Source organism: Streptomyces sp. DH24, assembly GCF_029813775.1.
GTDB lineage: Bacteria > Actinomycetota > Actinomycetes > Streptomycetales > Streptomycetaceae > Streptomyces.
This window is the reverse complement of sequence record NZ_JARVKW010000007.1, coordinates 139,392-154,112: the sequence shown is the minus strand read 5'-3', so window position 1 is coordinate 154,112 and position 14,721 is coordinate 139,392. Positions and strand designations below refer to the sequence as shown.

Here is a 14,721-nt window from a genome sequence, read left to right as displayed (position 1 = left end):
GAGTAGAGAGATCGCGAGCATGACCGTGCAGACCGAACGGCCGCCCTCCGGCCCGGCGGACGTCCGCCGGGCGGACGGCGGGGGAGCCGGCCGTCCCACACCCCGAGCCGCGTCGCGGGCCGGCGCACTCGCCCCGTACCTCCTGCTGCTGCCCGCCTGCGCGGCCACCGTGCTGCTGCTCGGCTGGCCGCTGCTGAAGGACGTGCTGCTGTCGTTCCAGAACCTCAACATGGCGCAGCTGATCCAGCACGTCACCGAGTGGAACGGCATCGACAACTACAAGGAGGTCCTCACCGGCGAGGACTTCTGGCGCGTCACCCTCCGCTCGATCCTGTTCACGGCGGTCAACGTCGTGCTGATCATGGTCCTGGGCACGCTGGTCGGCCTGCTGCTCGCCCGCCTCGGCCAGCGCATGCGGCTGACGCTGCTGCTCGGTCTGGTACTGGCCTGGGCCATGCCGGTGGTCGCCGCCAGCACCGTCTACCAGTGGCTGTTCGCCCAGCGCTTCGGTGTCGTCAACTGGGTGCTGGACAAGCTCGGCTGGCACTCGATGGCCGACTACAGCTGGACCAGCAGCCAGATGTCGACCTTCTTCGTCGTCACCCTGCTGATCGTGTGGATGTCGATCCCGTTCGTCGCGATCAACCTCTACGCGGCGACCACGACCATCCCCGGCGAGCTCTACGAGGCCGCGGCCCTCGACGGCGCGGGCACGTGGAAAAGCTTCACCACGGTCACCCTGCCGTTCCTGCGCCCCTTCCTGTACGCCACGACCTTCCTGGAGATCATCTGGGTCTTCAAGGCGTTCGTGCAGGTCTTCACCATCAACGGCGGCGGCCCCGACCGCCTCACCGAAATCCTGCCCGTCTACGCCTACATCGAGGGCGTCGGCAACCAGCACTACGGCATGGGCGCCGCGATCGCCGTCCTGACCATCCTGATCCTGCTCGGCCTGACCGCCTACTACCTCAGGATCGTGCTCAAGCAGGAGAACGAAGAGGAGGCCGCGCTGTGAAGCGCTCACTGCTCAGCCGCGTCTGGCCCAACGTCACGGCCGTCGTCCTGTTCGCCTTCTTCGTCTTCCCCGTGTACTGGATGTTCTCCACGGCCTTCAAGCCGACGGGCGACATCATCTCCGAGGACCCGGTCTGGTTCCCGGCCGACGTCACCTTCGAGCACTTCACCACCGCGACCGGCGTCGACCACTTCTGGACGTACGTCTCCAACTCCCTGATCGTCACCGTCCTCGCGGTCGTCTTCTCCCTGGCCATCGCGCTCGCCGGCTCGTTCGCCCTGGCCCGGATGCGGTTCAGGGGGCGGCGCGGCTTCATCGTCGGCTTCATGCTGGCCCAGATGGCGCCCTGGGAGGTCATGGTTATTGCCATCTACATGATCGTGCGCGACGCCTCCGTCCTGAACAGCCTTGTGCCGCTGACGATCTTCTACATGATGATGATCCTGCCCTTCACCATCCTGACGCTGCGCAGCTTCGTCGCCGCCGTGCCCAGGGAGCTGGAGGAGGCGGCGATGGTCGACGGCTGCACCCGCGTCACCGCGTTCCGCAAGGTGATCCTGCCGCTGCTCGCCCCGGGCCTGATGTCGACCTCGCTGTTCGGCTTCATCACCGCCTGGAACGAACTGCCCCTCGTGCTGGTCCTCAACAAGGACGCCGAAGCCCAGACCCTGCCACTGTGGGTGTCCAGCTTCCGCACCGCCTTCGGCGACGACTGGGGCGCCACCATGGCGGCCTCCTCCCTCTTCGCCGTCCCGATCCTGATCCTCTTCGTCTTCCTCCAGCGCAGGGCTGTCAGCGGCCTGACCGCCGGCGCCGTGAAGGGATAACGCACCCGATGACGACATTCGCCAGCGGCACCGACACCCTCACGCGCGACGCGCTGACGGTCCTCCAGCCCGGGTTCACCGGGACCACCGCCCCCGACTGGCTGCTGCGCCGGCTCGGCGAGGGCCTCGCCTCCGTCGGCCTGTTCGGCCGCAACATCGCCTCTTCCGGGCAACTCGCCGCGCTCACCGCACAGTTGCGCGCGGAACGCGACGACGTCCTGGTCGCCATCGACGAGGAGGGTGGCGACGTCACCCGCCTGGAGGTGCGGACCGGCTCCTCCTTCCCGGGCAACCACGCCCTCGGCGCGGTGGACGACGTGGAGCTGACCCGGGAAGTGGCCGCCGAACTGGGCCGCCGCCTCGCGGCCTGCGGCGTCAACTTCAACTGGGCCCCCTCCGCCGACGTGAACTCCAACCCCGGCAACCCCGTCATCGGCGTCCGCTCCTTCGGCGCCGACCCCGCACTGGTCGCCCGGCACACCGCCGCCTACGTCACCGGCCTCCAGTCGGTGGGCGTCGCCGCCTGCACGAAGCACTTCCCGGGCCACGGCGACACGGCCGTCGACTCCCACCACGCCCTGCCGCGCATCGACGCCGACGCCCCGGTGCTCACGGACCGCGAACTGGCCCCGTTCCGCGCGGCCATCGCCGCCGGAACCCGCGCGGTGATGAGCGCCCACATCCTCGTCCCCGCGCTGGACCCGGACCGTCCCGCGACCCTGTCCCGGCGCATCCTGACCGACCTGCTGCGCGGCGAACTCGGCTACGACGGCCTGATCGTCACCGACGGCATGGAGATGCAGGCCATCTCCGGCACCTACGGCATCGAACGCGGCAGCGTCCTCGCCCTCGCGGCCGGCGCCGACGCCATCTGCGTGGGCGGCGGCCTCGCCGACGACGAGACGGTACGCCGCCTCCGCGACGCCCTCGTCGAAGCGGTCCGCACGGGCGAACTCCCCGAAGAACGCCTGGCGGACGCGGCGGAACGCGTACGACGCCTCGCCCGCTGGACAGCGGCGGCGGGCGCGGCGGACGGCGACACCGGCGCGGCCCGGGACACGGGGCGAGGCCACGCTCGGGCGGCGGGAGGCACGGGCGACGGCGAGGGCCGGGACGCGACCGGCGACCCGGTGGGCCTGCGTGCCGCGCGCCGGGCGCTCACCGTGACCCGCGCCGACGACTTCACGGCGCTCACCGAGCCGCCCTACGTCGCCGCCCTCACCCCCGTCGCGAACATCGCCGTCGGCGACGAGACGCCGTGGGGCGTGGCAGCGGAACTCCTCCGCCTGCTCCCCGGCACCGAGACGGGCAGCTTCGCCGGGGCGGACGCCGGGCCCGACGCGCTGGCTGCGGCCGGGTCCCGCCGCATCGTGGCCGTCGTCCGGGACGAACACCGCCACCCCTGGATGGCGGCGGCCCTCGACACCCTGCTCACGGCCCGACCCGACACCGTGGTCGTCGAGATGGGCGTGCCCCGGGCGACCCCCCGCGGCGCCCTCCACATCGCCACCTACGGCGCGGCCCGCGTCTGCGGCAGAGCGGCGGCGGAGGTCATCGCGGGCGTGTAGCCCGACCTGCCCGGTCTCACTGACCGCCCGATCAGCGAAGGCGCCGTTCCCGGCAGGGGGCGGCGCCTTGGCGGGTGGGGGAGCGGGGTAGCGGGATGGCGGGGTGGAGAGCGGCGTGGCGTCACGCACTCGGCGACGGAGCTCGCTCGCCGTGGCGCGGGCGTGGCGCGCGACCAGCGGCCGCAAAGGGCCGACGCGCAGGCAGAGGCACCCCGGGCGGGCACCCCGGGCGGCACGCACCCCGCCTTCTCGCCTGGCTTCGGGCTTCAGTCACCCACCTCGGCCCGGCGCCGCTCAGCCACCCACCCCTCGGCCCCGCGCCGCTCAGCCATCCACGTCGGTCTGGCGTCGCCTCAGCCAGTCATGCCCGGCGCCCCGCACCCGCCCCGCTCTATGGAGCCGGGCCGGGCCGCTTCCCGCAGCCGGGTGCACGTTGACCGGGCCGCTTCCCGCAGCCGGGCGCGCACTGAAGGGGCCAACTCCCGCAGCCGGGCGCACGTTGACCGGGCCGCCTCCCGTAGCCGGGCGCGCACCGAAGGGGCCACCAGGGCCACCCTCTGCGACCCGGCACACGCTGAACGAGTCGCCCTCTCACGCCCGGCGCAAGGCGAAGGCGTCGGTCCCCCCGGAACCGGCGCCTTCTGTCTGGGTGGTCGGGGCGTCAGATCCCCTGCCAATCCGGCTTGTTCACGTACGTGTGGCGGAAGTAGTCGGCCAGCTTCAGCTTGCTCGCGGCGGCCTCGTCGACGACGACCGTCGCGTGCGGGTGGAGCTGCAGCGCCGACGCCGGGCACACCGCCGCGACCGGTCCCTCGACGGTCGCCGCGACCGCGTCGGCCTTGCCCTCGCCGGTGGCCAGCAGCACGAGGTGCCGCGCCTCCAGGATCGTGCCGATGCCCTGCGTGATGACGTGGTGCGGGACCTGCTCGATCTCGCCGTCGAAGAACCGCGCGTTGTCCACCCGGGTCTGCTCGGTCAGCGTCTTGATCCGCGTGCGCGACGCCAGCGACGAACACGGCTCGTTGAACCCGATGTGCCCGTCGGTGCCTATCCCCAGCAGCTGAAGATCGACCCCGCCCGCCTCGGCGAGCGCCCGGTCGTACGCCTCGCACGCCCCCTGCACGTCCTCGGCCGTGCCGTCCGGACCGAGGAACTTGTCCATCCCGATGCCGAGCGGCTCCAGCACCTCGCGCCGCAGCACCGAGCGGTAGGACTCCGGATGGTCCGCCGGCAGCCCCACGTACTCGTCGAGCTGGGCGATCCGCGCCCGTGAGGTGTCCACGGCACCGGACCGCGCCTTGGCGGCCAGCGCCTCGTACACGGGCAGCGGCGTCGACCCGGTGGCCACGCCGAGCAGGGCGTCGGGCTTGCGCCGGAGCAACTGCGCCATCGCCTCGGCGACGAGCTCGCCGCCGGCCTTGGCGTCCGGAACGATGACAACTTCCACGCTGGGCCTGCCGATCTGAAGAGGGGACTCAACTGGACCCGTAGGGGCGGTGTGGTTTAGACCAATCTAACAGAGCTCGGCCCCTCCCTCCCAGGGTTCCCGGCCTCTCTCCGCCTCGCGACCGGACGCGAAACGCTCGCGCGGACGCATGGCCGCGCGGGCACATGGGCGCATGGACACGCAGGCACGCGCACACGCGTACACGCGGGCACACGGTCGTGGGAGCACAGTGGGACACGGTCGCGCGAGCACATGGGCACACGACCGCACGGACACACGGACACACGGACACACGGGCACGGCCTCGGAGGCCGGGGCGGGGCAGCGGTAGTGGTGCCGCGGACCGGACCGCGCCGTACCCCTGACGCCCCGCGCGAGGCCGCGCCGGTCGCTACGGCATCGACCCTCCCGTCGCGTCCACCCAGCTCCCCGTGACCCAGCGCCCCGCGTCCGACGCCAGGAACGCCACCACGTCCGCCACATCGGCCGCCGTCCCCACCCGCCCGAGCGCCGATATCGCCTCGGCCTGCGCCCAGCCGTCCTCCGTCTCGCGCAGGAAGGGGGCCGTGTTGTCCGTGTCGATGATCCCGGGCGCCACCGAGTTGACCCTGATGCCCCGCGCCCCCAGCACCTTGGACAGGTCCCGGGAAAGCACGTCCAGCGCGCCCTTCGTCATCGCGTACGCCATGTTGTGCGGCATGACGGCGGTCCGGGCCAGGCCCGAGGAGATGTTGACCACCCGGCCGCCGTCGCGCAGCCGCGTCATGCCGTGCTTGAGGATGAAGAACGGTGCCTTCACGTTCACCGCGAAGAGGCGGTCGTACTCCTCCTCGCCGATCTGCTCGATCGGCCGGGAGGTCCCGATCCCCGCGTTGTTCACCAGGATGTCCAGCCCGTCCGCGTGCCGGTCGAACTCCGCCCACAGCGCCTCGGCGTCCCCTCGCCCGCCCAGTTCCACCCCGACGGTGAACGCCGAGCCGCCCGCCGCCTCGATCGCGGCGACCGTCTCCTTCGCCGCGGCCTCGCTCCTGCCGTAATGGACCCCGACCCGTGCGCCGTCGCGTGCCAGGCGCTCCGCGATGCCCCGCCCGATTCCCCTGCTGGCCCCCGTGACGAGAGCCGTCCTGCCCGTGAGCACGCCCATGCCGGCGCCCCCTTCGCATTTGTTTAGCGGTCGCTACAGAAAAAACCGTACAACAGCCCACCGACACTTCTCTAGTGCCCGCTATAAAATCCACTCCATGGTGAGCAGCAGCCAGACGACCGGCGAGGCCGCGCCGACCGGGCGCCGGACCCGCGGGCGCCCCCGTTCCTTCGACCGCGCCACCGCCCTGGAGAAGGCGCTCATGGCCTTCTGGGAACACGGCTACGAGGCCACGTCCGTCTCCGACCTGACCCGCGTCATGGACATCGGCGCCCCGAGTCTCTACGCGGCCTTCGGGGACAAGCGGTCGCTGTTCGAGGAGGTCGTGCGGGAGTACGGTGCGACGTACGGCGCCTTCGCCGAGCGGGCCCTCGCCGAGGAGCCCACCGCGCGGGCCGGCGTCGAGCGGATGCTGCGCGAGGCGGCGGCCGTATACACGGAGCCCGGGCATCCGCACGGCTGCCTCGTCATCCACGCCGCCGTCAACTGCTCGACCCCCGAGGTCGAGGCGGCCCTGCGGGAGCGGCGCAACGGGAACATCGCCGCGTTCGAGAGTCGTATAAAAGCCGACGTCGCGGCCGGTCTCCTCCCTCAGGACACGGACGCGGCGGCACTCGCCCGGCACACCGGCGCCATGATCCAGGGCATGTCCCAGCAGGCGCGCGACGGCGCGAGCCGGGCGGAACTGGAGGCGCTCGCGGAAATTGCCCTGTCCATCTGGCCCCGCGCGTGACCCGTCAGGGTTAGGCTTTGCGAGGTGCTGGGACGTCCGACAAGTTGGCGGACCAAGACAAGGACAAACATCCTCCAACGCATGGACACGGACAGTGGTCTAGTCCAGAATGGCCGCAGAGGCACTGACACAAGGTGAACGCAAGGCTTCCGCTCTCCCCGCACAGGAGGGCGGACCGAGGAACCGGAGCTCTCTGCCCTGACTGCCCCGGCTCCTCAACCTTCGGCCGACCGGGACCGCACACCCCACGGCCGATATTGCTCCGGGCTGCGGTGCCGGGAGGGTTGAGGGTCCCTCTCAGGCGCCGCGGCCCGCGGGTGTTTCCGGGCCCGTGACGGCCGGCGGGAGCCCCTCGCAGCGGCTGATTTCGAGCGGTGTCCGAACCGCCAGGTACGCTCGCACTCGTGCCGTCCATGAACGAACTCGTACGCCAGCACACGGGCCTCGACGATTCCGATCTCGAGTGGCTCCACCTGCTGGTCTCGGAGTGGCAGCTGCTCTCCGACCTCTCCTTCGCCGACCTGGTCCTGTGGGTCCCCACCCGCGACGGCACCCGCTACGTCTCGGTCGCCCAGATGCGCCCCAACACCGGCCCGACGTCCTACCAGGACGACATGGTGGGCCACCTCGTCCCACGCGGCCGGCGCCCCATGCTGGACGCCGCCCTCGACGAGGGCCGCATCGTGCGCGAGGGTGACCCCGAGTGGCGGGAGGAGGTGCCCGTCCGCGTGGAGTCGATCCCCGTGCGGCGCGAGGGCCGCGTCCTCGGCGTCATCGCGCGCAACACCAACCTCCTCACCGTGCGCACCCCGAGCCGCCTGGAGCTCACCTACCTCCAGAGCGCCTCCGACCTGGCGCAGATGATCGCGGCCGGCGCCTTCCCGTTCGCCAACCAGCAGGTCGACATGGACGCCTCGCCCCGCGTCGGCGACGGCCTGATCCGGCTCGACGCGGACGGCCTCGTGCAGTACGCCTCGCCGAACGCGCTCTCCGCCTACCACCGCCTCGGCCTCGCCGCCGACCTCGTCGGCCAGCACCTGGGGGAGACCACCGCCGAACTCGCCCCCTCGCGCGGCCCGGTGGACGAGGCCCTGGCCAAGGTCGCCAGCGGCTGGGCGCCCCGCGAGTTCGAGATCGAGTCCGCCGAGGGCGTGATCCAGTTCCGCGCGATTCCCCTCAAACCCAAGGGGCCCCGCATCGGTTCGCTGGTCCTGCTCCGGGACGTGACCGAACTGCGCCGCCGCGAGCGCGAGTTGATCACCAAGGACGCGACCATCCGGGAAATCCACCACCGGGTGAAGAACAACCTCCAGACGGTCGCGGCCCTGCTCCGCCTCCAGGCCCGCCGGATCGAGTCCGAGCGCGGTCGAGAAGCCCTTGAGGAGGCGGTGCGCCGGGTCGGCTCGATCGCGATCGTCCACGAGACGCTGTCCCAGAATCTGGACGAGCGCGTGGAGTTCGACGAGATCGCCGACCGCGTGCTCGCGATGGTCGCCGAGATCTCGCCCGGCAAGGTCATCGGCCGGCGCACCGGACGCTTCGGCATCCTCGACGCCGAGGTGGCCACGCCGCTGTCGATGGTGCTGACCGAGGTCCTGCAGAACGCGCTGGAGCACGGCTTCCGGCAGGGCGACACCGGCACGGTCGAGGTCTCGGCGGTCCGCGGCGGTACGACGAAGGAGGCCCGCCTCCTCGTCACCGTCCAGGACGACGGCGTCGGCCTGCCCGAGGGCTTCGACCCGCACCGCGCGGGCAACCTCGGCCTGCAGATCGTACGGACGCTGGTGGAGGGGGAGTTGGGAGGAACGTTCGACATGGTCCCGGCGCCCGAGCGCGGTACGCGGGTGATCCTCGACATCCCGGTGCCGTCCGACAAGTAGCGGGTCCGCCCCACACAGCAGTGAGCCCCGGACCACTGGGTGGTCCGGGGCTTAAAGCTCTTTGCTTGCGGTGCAAGCGCGATGTGGGTCCCCCCTGCTCGAGCGAGTTCGAGAGCTTGGGGAGCATCGGGGGTACTGCGCGCTGCGGCTCGGGGGCGGGAGATGCGTACTCGCTGTACGCGCCGCCAAGCTCAGGCTGTTAGCGGGGCGGGTAGGTCAGGCGGAGGCCTGACGGGCCCGGTTGCGGGCGGCGCGGCGCTTCATTGCGCGGCGCTCGTCCTCGCTGAGACCACCCCAGACGCCGGAGTCCTGACCGGACTCGAGCGCCCACTGCAGACACTGCTCGATCACCGGGCAGCGGCGGCAGACGGCCTTGGCTTCCTCGATCTGCAGCAGCGCAGGACCGGTGTTGCCGATGGGGAAGAAGAGCTCGGGGTCTTCCTCGCGGCAAACGGCGTTGTGACGCCAGTCCATGGCTGCTACCTCTCCTTGGTATTACTGCAGGGTGCTTGTGAATGTGAACGCTTTCACGAATCCCTCAACAAGTGAAGGGCCGACCGCCAGATTCCCTGGCGTGGTCCGTGGATTTGAAGAGGGGTTCCGGTGATCTGTGGAGGCCGGTGTTGCGGGCCGTCCCGATCGCCAAGTAGAGACTCGCAAACCTCGGCGGCGGATACAACCCCTTCCGGAAAGTTTTTTTTGATTCTTCGGTGTCGACTAGGTCACAGCCGTACTTCCATGGGGTGGATCCTGGCCTAAACGTTCGAGTGAAAGGACTTTGGCCTTTTCTGCTCACACAATCACACGCAGTGCACGGCGTACACCTGTGAACGTCACGCTCGTACGCAGCCCCAGGTGGTCACCGTCCATCTGGAGGGGGAGCGGGGCCTTCGAATGCAAGGTGAACCGGGTCTGGTCGTGCAGCGAGACCGCGTGTTTTCCGTGCGGTCCGCGCTCCGGGGACGAAGTGAGCAACTGGGTGCCATACCGGGCAACCGCACCCGTGGACAGCCGGCTCAGACCGAAGAGATCGAGGCCCGTGTCGAACGAGGCCTTAGGTGTCGCGTAGATCGGGCGATTCCCCAGAAACGTCCACGGAGAGGTGTTCGAGACTATGGACAGCACCAGATCGGACACCGGCTCCTCGCCGTCCCGCTCCAGTGTGATCAGACCGTGTCGTCGGTTCGGCTCGCCGAACAGCTGGCGCACCACCTGGCGCACATAGAGGGCGTGCGTCGACTTCCTGCCGCGCTCCCGGTGCTGCTCCACCCGCCCCACCACACCGGCGTCGAAGCCGAGCCCGGCGTTGAAGGTGAACCAGCGCTCGGGCACCCCCCCGTCCTCCGTGCCCGGCGTGCCCGAGGTCAGGCCCAGGCCGACCGTACGCTCGCGGCCCTCGCGCAGCGCGTCCAGCAGGGCGCCGGTCGCCTCCACGGCGTCGTTCGGCAGCCCGAGGGCGCGGGCGAAGACATTGGTGGAGCCGCCGGGGACCACGGCGAGGCCGGGCAGGTGCTCCGGGTCCGGGCCGGCGTGCAGCAGACCGTTGACGACCTCGTTGACCGTGCCGTCACCGCCGAGGGCCACGACCAGGTCGACGTCCGAGCTCTCCGCGGCCTGCCGGCCCAGGTCGCGCGCGTGGCCGCGGTACTCGGTGGTGACGGCCTCCAGCTTCATCTCGCTGGCGAGCGCATGGATCAGTACGTCGCGTGTGCGCGCACTTGTGGTGGTTGCCGCCGGATTGACCACGAGAAGAGCACGCATGGGGTGCAGAGTACCTACTGGGTGGTACCTGGCCCAGACCGAGGGGCGGATCCGGTCACCCACCGGAGCCGTGAGCCCTCAACCGGAGCTCGAACGACGAGGGCTACCCTGCTGGGGTGAGCAGCGAGCAGATCTCCACGGCCCCCGAAAACAGCGGCCCCCGTCCGCCCCGCCTGACGTACGCCGCGGCACTCGTCGGCCTCGAAGGGCTCGCGCTGCTCGTCGGCGGGGTCTGGATGCTCGTCCTCGGCGTGACCGGCCACCCGTCCGACCGGCAGCAGGCCGTCACCGGGGGAATCACGCTGATGATCATCTCGCTGCTGCCGCTGCTCGCCGCCCGCGGCCTGCTGGACCGGCGCAGCTGGAGCCGGGGCCCCGCCGTCGTGACGCAGCTCATGGCGCTGCCGGTGGCCTACAACCTGCTCCGCGCCGACAGCGTCGCGATCCCGGCGGGCATCGCCCTGGCGGTCGTCGCGGTCGCCGCGCTGGTGCTGCTGGTCAATCCGCAGACGACCCAGGCCCTCGGCATCAAGGGACCGGGCCGCGCCCAGGACGGCGAGCGGTAGCACCGCCCGGGGCGCCTTACTCCTCCACCAGCAGCTTCTCCCGCAGCTGGGCCAGCGTGCGGGCCAGCAGCCGGGACACGTGCATCTGGGAGATGCCGACCTCCTGCGCGATCTGCGACTGCGTCATGTTGCCGAAGAAGCGCAGCAGCAGGATGCGCTTCTCGCGCGGTGGCAGGTCCTCCAGCAGCGGCTTGAGGGACTCGCGGTACTCGACGCCCTCCAGCGCCTCGTCCTCCGCGCCGAGGGTGTCGGCGACCGCCGGGGACTCGTCGTCGGTGTCGGGGACGTCCAGGGACAGCGTGGAGTACGCGTTGGCCGACTCCAGGCCCTCCAGGACCTCCTCCTCCGAGATCGCCAGCTTCTCGGCGAGCTCGTGCACCGTCGGGGAGCGGCCGTGCTGCTGCGACAGCTCAGCCGTCGCCGTCGTCAGCGCGAGCCGCAGCTCCTGGAGCCGGCGCGGCACGCGCACCGCCCAGCCCTTGTCGCGGAAGTGCCGCTTGATCTCGCCGACGACCGTCGGGGTCGCGTACGTCGAGAACTCCACGCCGCGGTCCGGGTCGAACCGGTCGACCGACTTGATGAGGCCGATCGTGGCGACCTGCGTGAGGTCGTCCAGCGGCTCGCCGCGGTTGCGGAAGCGGCGCGCGAGGTGCTCGACGAGCGGCAGGTGCATGCGGACCAGCCGGTTGCGCAGCTCCGCGTACTCCGGGCTGCCGTCCTTCAGCGTGCGCAGCTCCAGGAACAGGGCCCGCGCTCCGCTGCGGTCCTGCGGGTCGTGCCGCGCGCCCGGCGTCCTGGGCGCGCTCAGCCCGTCTTCCTCGGAGTTTCGCTCGTGCTCGCTCATCGTCCCGCCCGTAGCCCTTCCCGGAGCCCCCGCCTCCTTCCCCGCCCGCGGCCTCGCGCGCGTGGGGGGCCCGTCCTGGGCGGGGGAGACCCCGGTCCGCCCGTCCGGAGGCGCGCTCTGCGCGGCACCCTCCCGGCCTTCCCGCCCGTCGCCCGGCAGGACGGCCGTGGTGGCCTCGTCCTCCGGATGCGGCCGGGCCTGCTCGGGAATGCCGTCGATGCCGTCCATGCGCCGGGATGTGCTCGCGCTGCCCGCGGCCGACGCCTCGGCCGACAGCTCCCGTGTGCCGCGCTCTTCGTCCCGCACCGGCCCGTCCCCGTTCCTCACGCCGGCCCGGGTCCCGCGCCGCGCTGTTTGTAGAGGCTGATCGAAACGGTTCTGTCCTCGTCCACGGCGGAGGAGACCTTGCCCGCGAGCGCGGACAGGACGGTCCAGGCGAACGTGTCACGCGAGGGCGCGTGGCCGTCCGTGGTCGGGGCCGAGACGGTGACCTCCAGAGAGTCGTCGACCAGCCGGAACACACAACTGAGCACGGAGCCGGGCACGGCCTGCTGGAGCAGGATCGCGCAGGCCTCGTCGACGGCGATGCGCAGGTCCTCGATCTCGTCGAGGGTGAAGTCCAAACGGGCCGCGAGACCGGCCGTGGCCGTGCGCAGCACCGACAGGTAGGCACCCGCGGCCGGCAGCCGGACTTCGACGAAGTCCTGGGTCGCGGGCTCGCCTGCGATCTGGGACACCCTCACCTCCATGGTGGTACAAGCGTTTCAGGGCCGAGGGTCGCCCCCCGGGACAACGCGATACGTGGTTCAGCGGTGACGCTATCGCGCTCCGAACTTTCTGTCCCCGGGACCCCAACCCCGTTGCTGTCACTCATAGTAAACCTACGGATACGCTCCGTGGCTAGGGGTCTGCGGGCCCAATTGGGAAGAGCGCGCGCCGCTTTGACGTACCCAGACGTCAGACGGTCGAACCGTCCCGACGCGTAGTGATCCACTTCAGACCAGTACGTGATCGACGAAGCACCAGCGCCAGTCCTCGCCCGGCTCGAACGTCCGCATCACCGGGTGACCGGACTTGGTGTGGTGCCCGGTCGCGTGCCGTCCCGGCGAGGAGTCGCAGCATCCGACGTGGCCGCAGGTCAGGCACAGCCGCAGCTGAACCGGGTGGGTGCCTTCCGCGAGACACTCCGGACACGTGTCGGTCAGCGCCTCGGGTTCCGGGTGCGGCAGCGCGTCGGCATGCGTGCACTGTTTCATGATTGCCAGGTTACGACGGCTGTGCGCATGACCGCGCGGAAAAAGAGGGCGGGCGGGACGATGGACGTGATGCCACTGCTGTTGCTGGTGGCGGGCAGTGCGGCGGTCGCCGCGGCCGGCCGGCGCACCCCGGTGCCGGCGCCGCTCCTGCTGGTCGCCGTCGGCCTGGCGGTCAGCTATCTGCCCGGGGTGCCGGACTACACCCTCGACCCGCACATCGTGCTGCCACTGCTGCTGCCCCCGCTGCTGCACCTGGCGGCCACCGACAGCTCCTACCTCGACCTGCGGGCGCAGATCCGGCCGGTGGCACTGCTGTCCGTGGGCTACGTGCTGTTCGCGACCTTCGCCGTCGGCTGGGCCCTGTACCTGATCGTGCCGGACCTGCCGCTGCCGGCGGCGCTGGTGTTCGGCGCGGTGGTGGCACCGCCGGACGCGGTCGCGGCGACCGCGGTGGCGCGCCGGGTCGGGCTGCCGTCGCGGATCACGACGGTTCTGCAGGGCGAGTCGCTGCTGAACGACGCCACCGCGATCACCGCCTTCAAGGTGGCGCTGGCGGCCGCCGTCGGCGCCGGCGCGACCTGGGCGGGGGGAATCGCCGAGTTCCTGATCGCGGCGATCGGCGGCGTCGGCATCGGACTGGTGCTGATGCTGCCGATCCACTGGCTGCGCACGCACGTGCGTGAAGCCCTGTTCCAGAACACGCTCTCCCTGCTGATCCCGTTCGTCGCCTACGCGGCGGCCGAGCAGGTGCACGCCTCCGGGGTCCTCGCGGTCGTGGTCGTCGCCCTCCACCTCGGACACCGCGCGTGGGAGGTCGACTTCGCCACCCGGCTCCAGGAGGAGGCGGTGTGGAAGATGGTCGCCTTCGTCCTGGAGTCGAGCGTGTTCGCGCTCATCGGACTGCAACTGCCGGTGGTGCTCAGGGAACTCGGCGCGTACGAGGGCGTCGACGCCGCCTGGTACGCGGTCGCCGTCTTCCTGGTGGTCGTGGCGGTGCGCTTCGTGTGGGTGTACCCGGCGACGTTCCTGCCGCGGGTGCTGTCCGCGCGGGTGCGCGAGCGGGAGGAGAACCCCACCTGGAAGGGCCCGGCCGTCACCTCGTGGGCCGGAATGCGGGGCGTGGTGTCCCTCGCCATCGCCTTCTCCGTCCCGCTCACCGTGCACGGCGGCGAGCCCTTCCCGCAGCGCAACCTCATCCTGTTCCTGACCTTCACGACGGTCATCGGCACGCTGGTCGTCCAAGGGCTGACGCTGCCTCCGCTGATCCGGCTGCTGAAGTTCCCCGGGCGCGACCAGCAGGCCGAGACGCTCGCCGAGGCGAACGCCCAGGCGCAGGCCTCCCGCGCCGCCGAGCAGCGCCTGGACGAGCTCCTCGCCGACGAGCGCAACGCCCTGCCGGGGCCGCTTGCCGACCGGCTGCGCACGGTCCTGGAGCGTCGACGCAACGCCGTCTGGGAACGCCTCGGCCAGGTCAACCCCGTCACCGGCGAGACCGTCGACGACACCTACCGGCGGCTCGCGGGAGAGATGATCGGCGCCGAGCGTGAGGTGTTCGTCAAGCTGCGGGACGGCCGCTACATCGACGACGAGATGCTGCGGACCCTGCTGCGCAGGCTGGACCTGGAGGAGGCGGCGGCGTACCGGGAGGCGCGGTGAGACGCCGCCCGCCCGACGGGCCGC

General features: G+C 71.2%; 14 protein-coding genes. 7 read left to right on the top strand and 7 right to left on the bottom strand.

The window, feature by feature from the left end; genetic code table 11:
- Nucleotides 1-19: 19 nt before the first annotated feature.
- The 3 genes from QC282_RS08235 to QC282_RS08225 are packed head-to-tail and all read left to right on the top strand — an operon-like array spanning nucleotide 20 to nucleotide 3,410.
- Nucleotides 20-1,015, top strand: a complete 996-nt coding sequence (locus tag QC282_RS08235; RefSeq protein WP_279548567.1) for a sugar ABC transporter permease — start codon at nucleotides 20-22, stop codon at nucleotides 1,013-1,015.
- Nucleotides 1,012-1,842: a carbohydrate ABC transporter permease gene (locus QC282_RS08230; RefSeq protein WP_279548566.1), complete on the top strand. Its 831-nt coding sequence runs from the start codon at nucleotides 1,012-1,014 to the stop codon at nucleotides 1,840-1,842. The genes QC282_RS08235 and QC282_RS08230 overlap by 4 nt, the downstream gene beginning before the upstream one ends.
- 8 nt (nucleotides 1,843-1,850) lie before the next feature.
- Complete coding sequence (locus QC282_RS08225) at nucleotides 1,851-3,410, top strand: glycoside hydrolase family 3 protein (protein WP_279548565.1); 1,560 nt, start codon at nucleotides 1,851-1,853, stop codon at nucleotides 3,408-3,410.
- A gap of 661 nt (nucleotides 3,411-4,071) precedes the next feature.
- On the opposite strand, the gene nagB is transcribed toward QC282_RS08225, so the two are convergent.
- On the bottom strand, nucleotides 4,072-4,857 hold the full coding sequence (gene nagB / locus QC282_RS08220; RefSeq protein WP_279548564.1) for a glucosamine-6-phosphate deaminase: 786 nt from the start codon (nucleotides 4,855-4,857) through the stop codon (nucleotides 4,072-4,074).
- A gap of 391 nt (nucleotides 4,858-5,248) precedes the next feature.
- The gene (locus QC282_RS08215; protein WP_279548563.1) at nucleotides 5,249-6,001 is read right to left on the bottom strand and encodes an SDR family oxidoreductase; all 753 of its coding nucleotides are present in this window, start codon (nucleotides 5,999-6,001) and stop codon (nucleotides 5,249-5,251) included.
- Between the two features lie 97 nt (nucleotides 6,002-6,098).
- Between QC282_RS08215 and QC282_RS08210 the strand changes: the two genes are divergently transcribed.
- On the top strand, nucleotides 6,099-6,734 hold the full coding sequence (locus QC282_RS08210) for a TetR/AcrR family transcriptional regulator (RefSeq protein ID WP_279548562.1): 636 nt from the start codon (nucleotides 6,099-6,101) through the stop codon (nucleotides 6,732-6,734).
- A gap of 413 nt (nucleotides 6,735-7,147) precedes the next feature.
- The gene (locus QC282_RS08205; protein WP_279548661.1) at nucleotides 7,148-8,614 is read left to right on the top strand and encodes a PAS domain-containing sensor histidine kinase; all 1,467 of its coding nucleotides are present in this window, start codon (nucleotides 7,148-7,150) and stop codon (nucleotides 8,612-8,614) included.
- A 216-nt stretch (nucleotides 8,615-8,830) separates the two neighbouring features.
- Here QC282_RS08205 and QC282_RS08200 read toward each other — a convergent pair whose 3' ends face one another.
- Together QC282_RS08200 and QC282_RS08195 are read right to left on the bottom strand one after the other, a co-directional pair.
- The gene (locus tag QC282_RS08200; protein WP_003992873.1) at nucleotides 8,831-9,088 is read right to left on the bottom strand and encodes a WhiB family transcriptional regulator; all 258 of its coding nucleotides are present in this window, start codon (nucleotides 9,086-9,088) and stop codon (nucleotides 8,831-8,833) included.
- A 318-nt stretch (nucleotides 9,089-9,406) separates the two neighbouring features.
- A complete protein-coding gene (locus QC282_RS08195) occupies nucleotides 9,407-10,375 on the bottom strand; it encodes a diacylglycerol kinase family protein (RefSeq protein WP_279548561.1) in 969 nt (322 codons plus the stop codon).
- Nucleotides 10,376-10,491: 116 nt separating this feature from the next.
- On the opposite strand from QC282_RS08195, the gene QC282_RS08190 reads away from it, so the two are divergent.
- Nucleotides 10,492-10,941 (top strand): hypothetical protein, encoded by a 450-nt coding sequence (locus QC282_RS08190; RefSeq protein ID WP_279548560.1) that lies wholly within the window; start codon nucleotides 10,492-10,494, stop codon nucleotides 10,939-10,941.
- 16 nt (nucleotides 10,942-10,957) lie between these two features.
- On the opposite strand, the gene QC282_RS08185 is transcribed toward QC282_RS08190, so the two are convergent.
- From QC282_RS08185 to QC282_RS08175, 3 genes are all read right to left on the bottom strand, one after another.
- Nucleotides 10,958-12,091 (bottom strand): RNA polymerase sigma factor SigF, encoded by a 1,134-nt coding sequence (locus QC282_RS08185; RefSeq protein ID WP_279548559.1) that lies wholly within the window; start codon nucleotides 12,089-12,091, stop codon nucleotides 10,958-10,960.
- A 17-nt stretch (nucleotides 12,092-12,108) separates the two neighbouring features.
- On the bottom strand, nucleotides 12,109-12,522 hold the full coding sequence (locus tag QC282_RS08180) for an anti-sigma factor (protein WP_006136266.1): 414 nt from the start codon (nucleotides 12,520-12,522) through the stop codon (nucleotides 12,109-12,111).
- 258 nt (nucleotides 12,523-12,780) lie between these two features.
- A complete protein-coding gene (locus QC282_RS08175; RefSeq protein WP_279548558.1) occupies nucleotides 12,781-13,041 on the bottom strand; it encodes a UBP-type zinc finger domain-containing protein in 261 nt (86 codons plus the stop codon).
- A gap of 60 nt (nucleotides 13,042-13,101) precedes the next feature.
- Between QC282_RS08175 and QC282_RS08170 the strand changes: the two genes are divergently transcribed.
- Nucleotides 13,102-14,697 (top strand): Na+/H+ antiporter, encoded by a 1,596-nt coding sequence (locus QC282_RS08170; protein WP_279548660.1) that lies wholly within the window; start codon nucleotides 13,102-13,104, stop codon nucleotides 14,695-14,697.
- The last annotated feature ends 24 nt before the right edge of the window (nucleotides 14,698-14,721 follow it).

What these genes read in the sequence shown, in the direction of transcription:
- QC282_RS08175 (WP_279548558.1), bottom strand. Translation starts at nt 13,041, where the DNA reads ATGAAACAGTGCACGCATGCCGACGCGCTGCCGCACCCGGAACCCGAG.
- QC282_RS08235 (WP_279548567.1), top strand. Translation starts at nt 20, where the DNA reads ATGACCGTGCAGACCGAACGGCCGCCCTCCGGCCCGGCGGACGTCCGC.
- QC282_RS08215 (WP_279548563.1), bottom strand. Translation starts at nt 6,001, where the DNA reads ATGGGCGTGCTCACGGGCAGGACGGCTCTCGTCACGGGGGCCAGCAGG.
- QC282_RS08210 (WP_279548562.1), top strand. Translation starts at nt 6,099, where the DNA reads ATGGTGAGCAGCAGCCAGACGACCGGCGAGGCCGCGCCGACCGGGCGC.
- QC282_RS08225 (WP_279548565.1), top strand. Translation starts at nt 1,851, where the DNA reads ATGACGACATTCGCCAGCGGCACCGACACCCTCACGCGCGACGCGCTG.
- QC282_RS08195 (WP_279548561.1), bottom strand. Translation starts at nt 10,375, where the DNA reads ATGCGTGCTCTTCTCGTGGTCAATCCGGCGGCAACCACCACAAGTGCG.
- QC282_RS08170 (WP_279548660.1), top strand. Translation starts at nt 13,102, where the DNA reads ATGGACGTGATGCCACTGCTGTTGCTGGTGGCGGGCAGTGCGGCGGTC.
- QC282_RS08200 (WP_003992873.1), bottom strand. Translation starts at nt 9,088, where the DNA reads ATGGACTGGCGTCACAACGCCGTTTGCCGCGAGGAAGACCCCGAGCTC.
- QC282_RS08205 (WP_279548661.1), top strand. Translation starts at nt 7,148, where the DNA reads ATGAACGAACTCGTACGCCAGCACACGGGCCTCGACGATTCCGATCTC.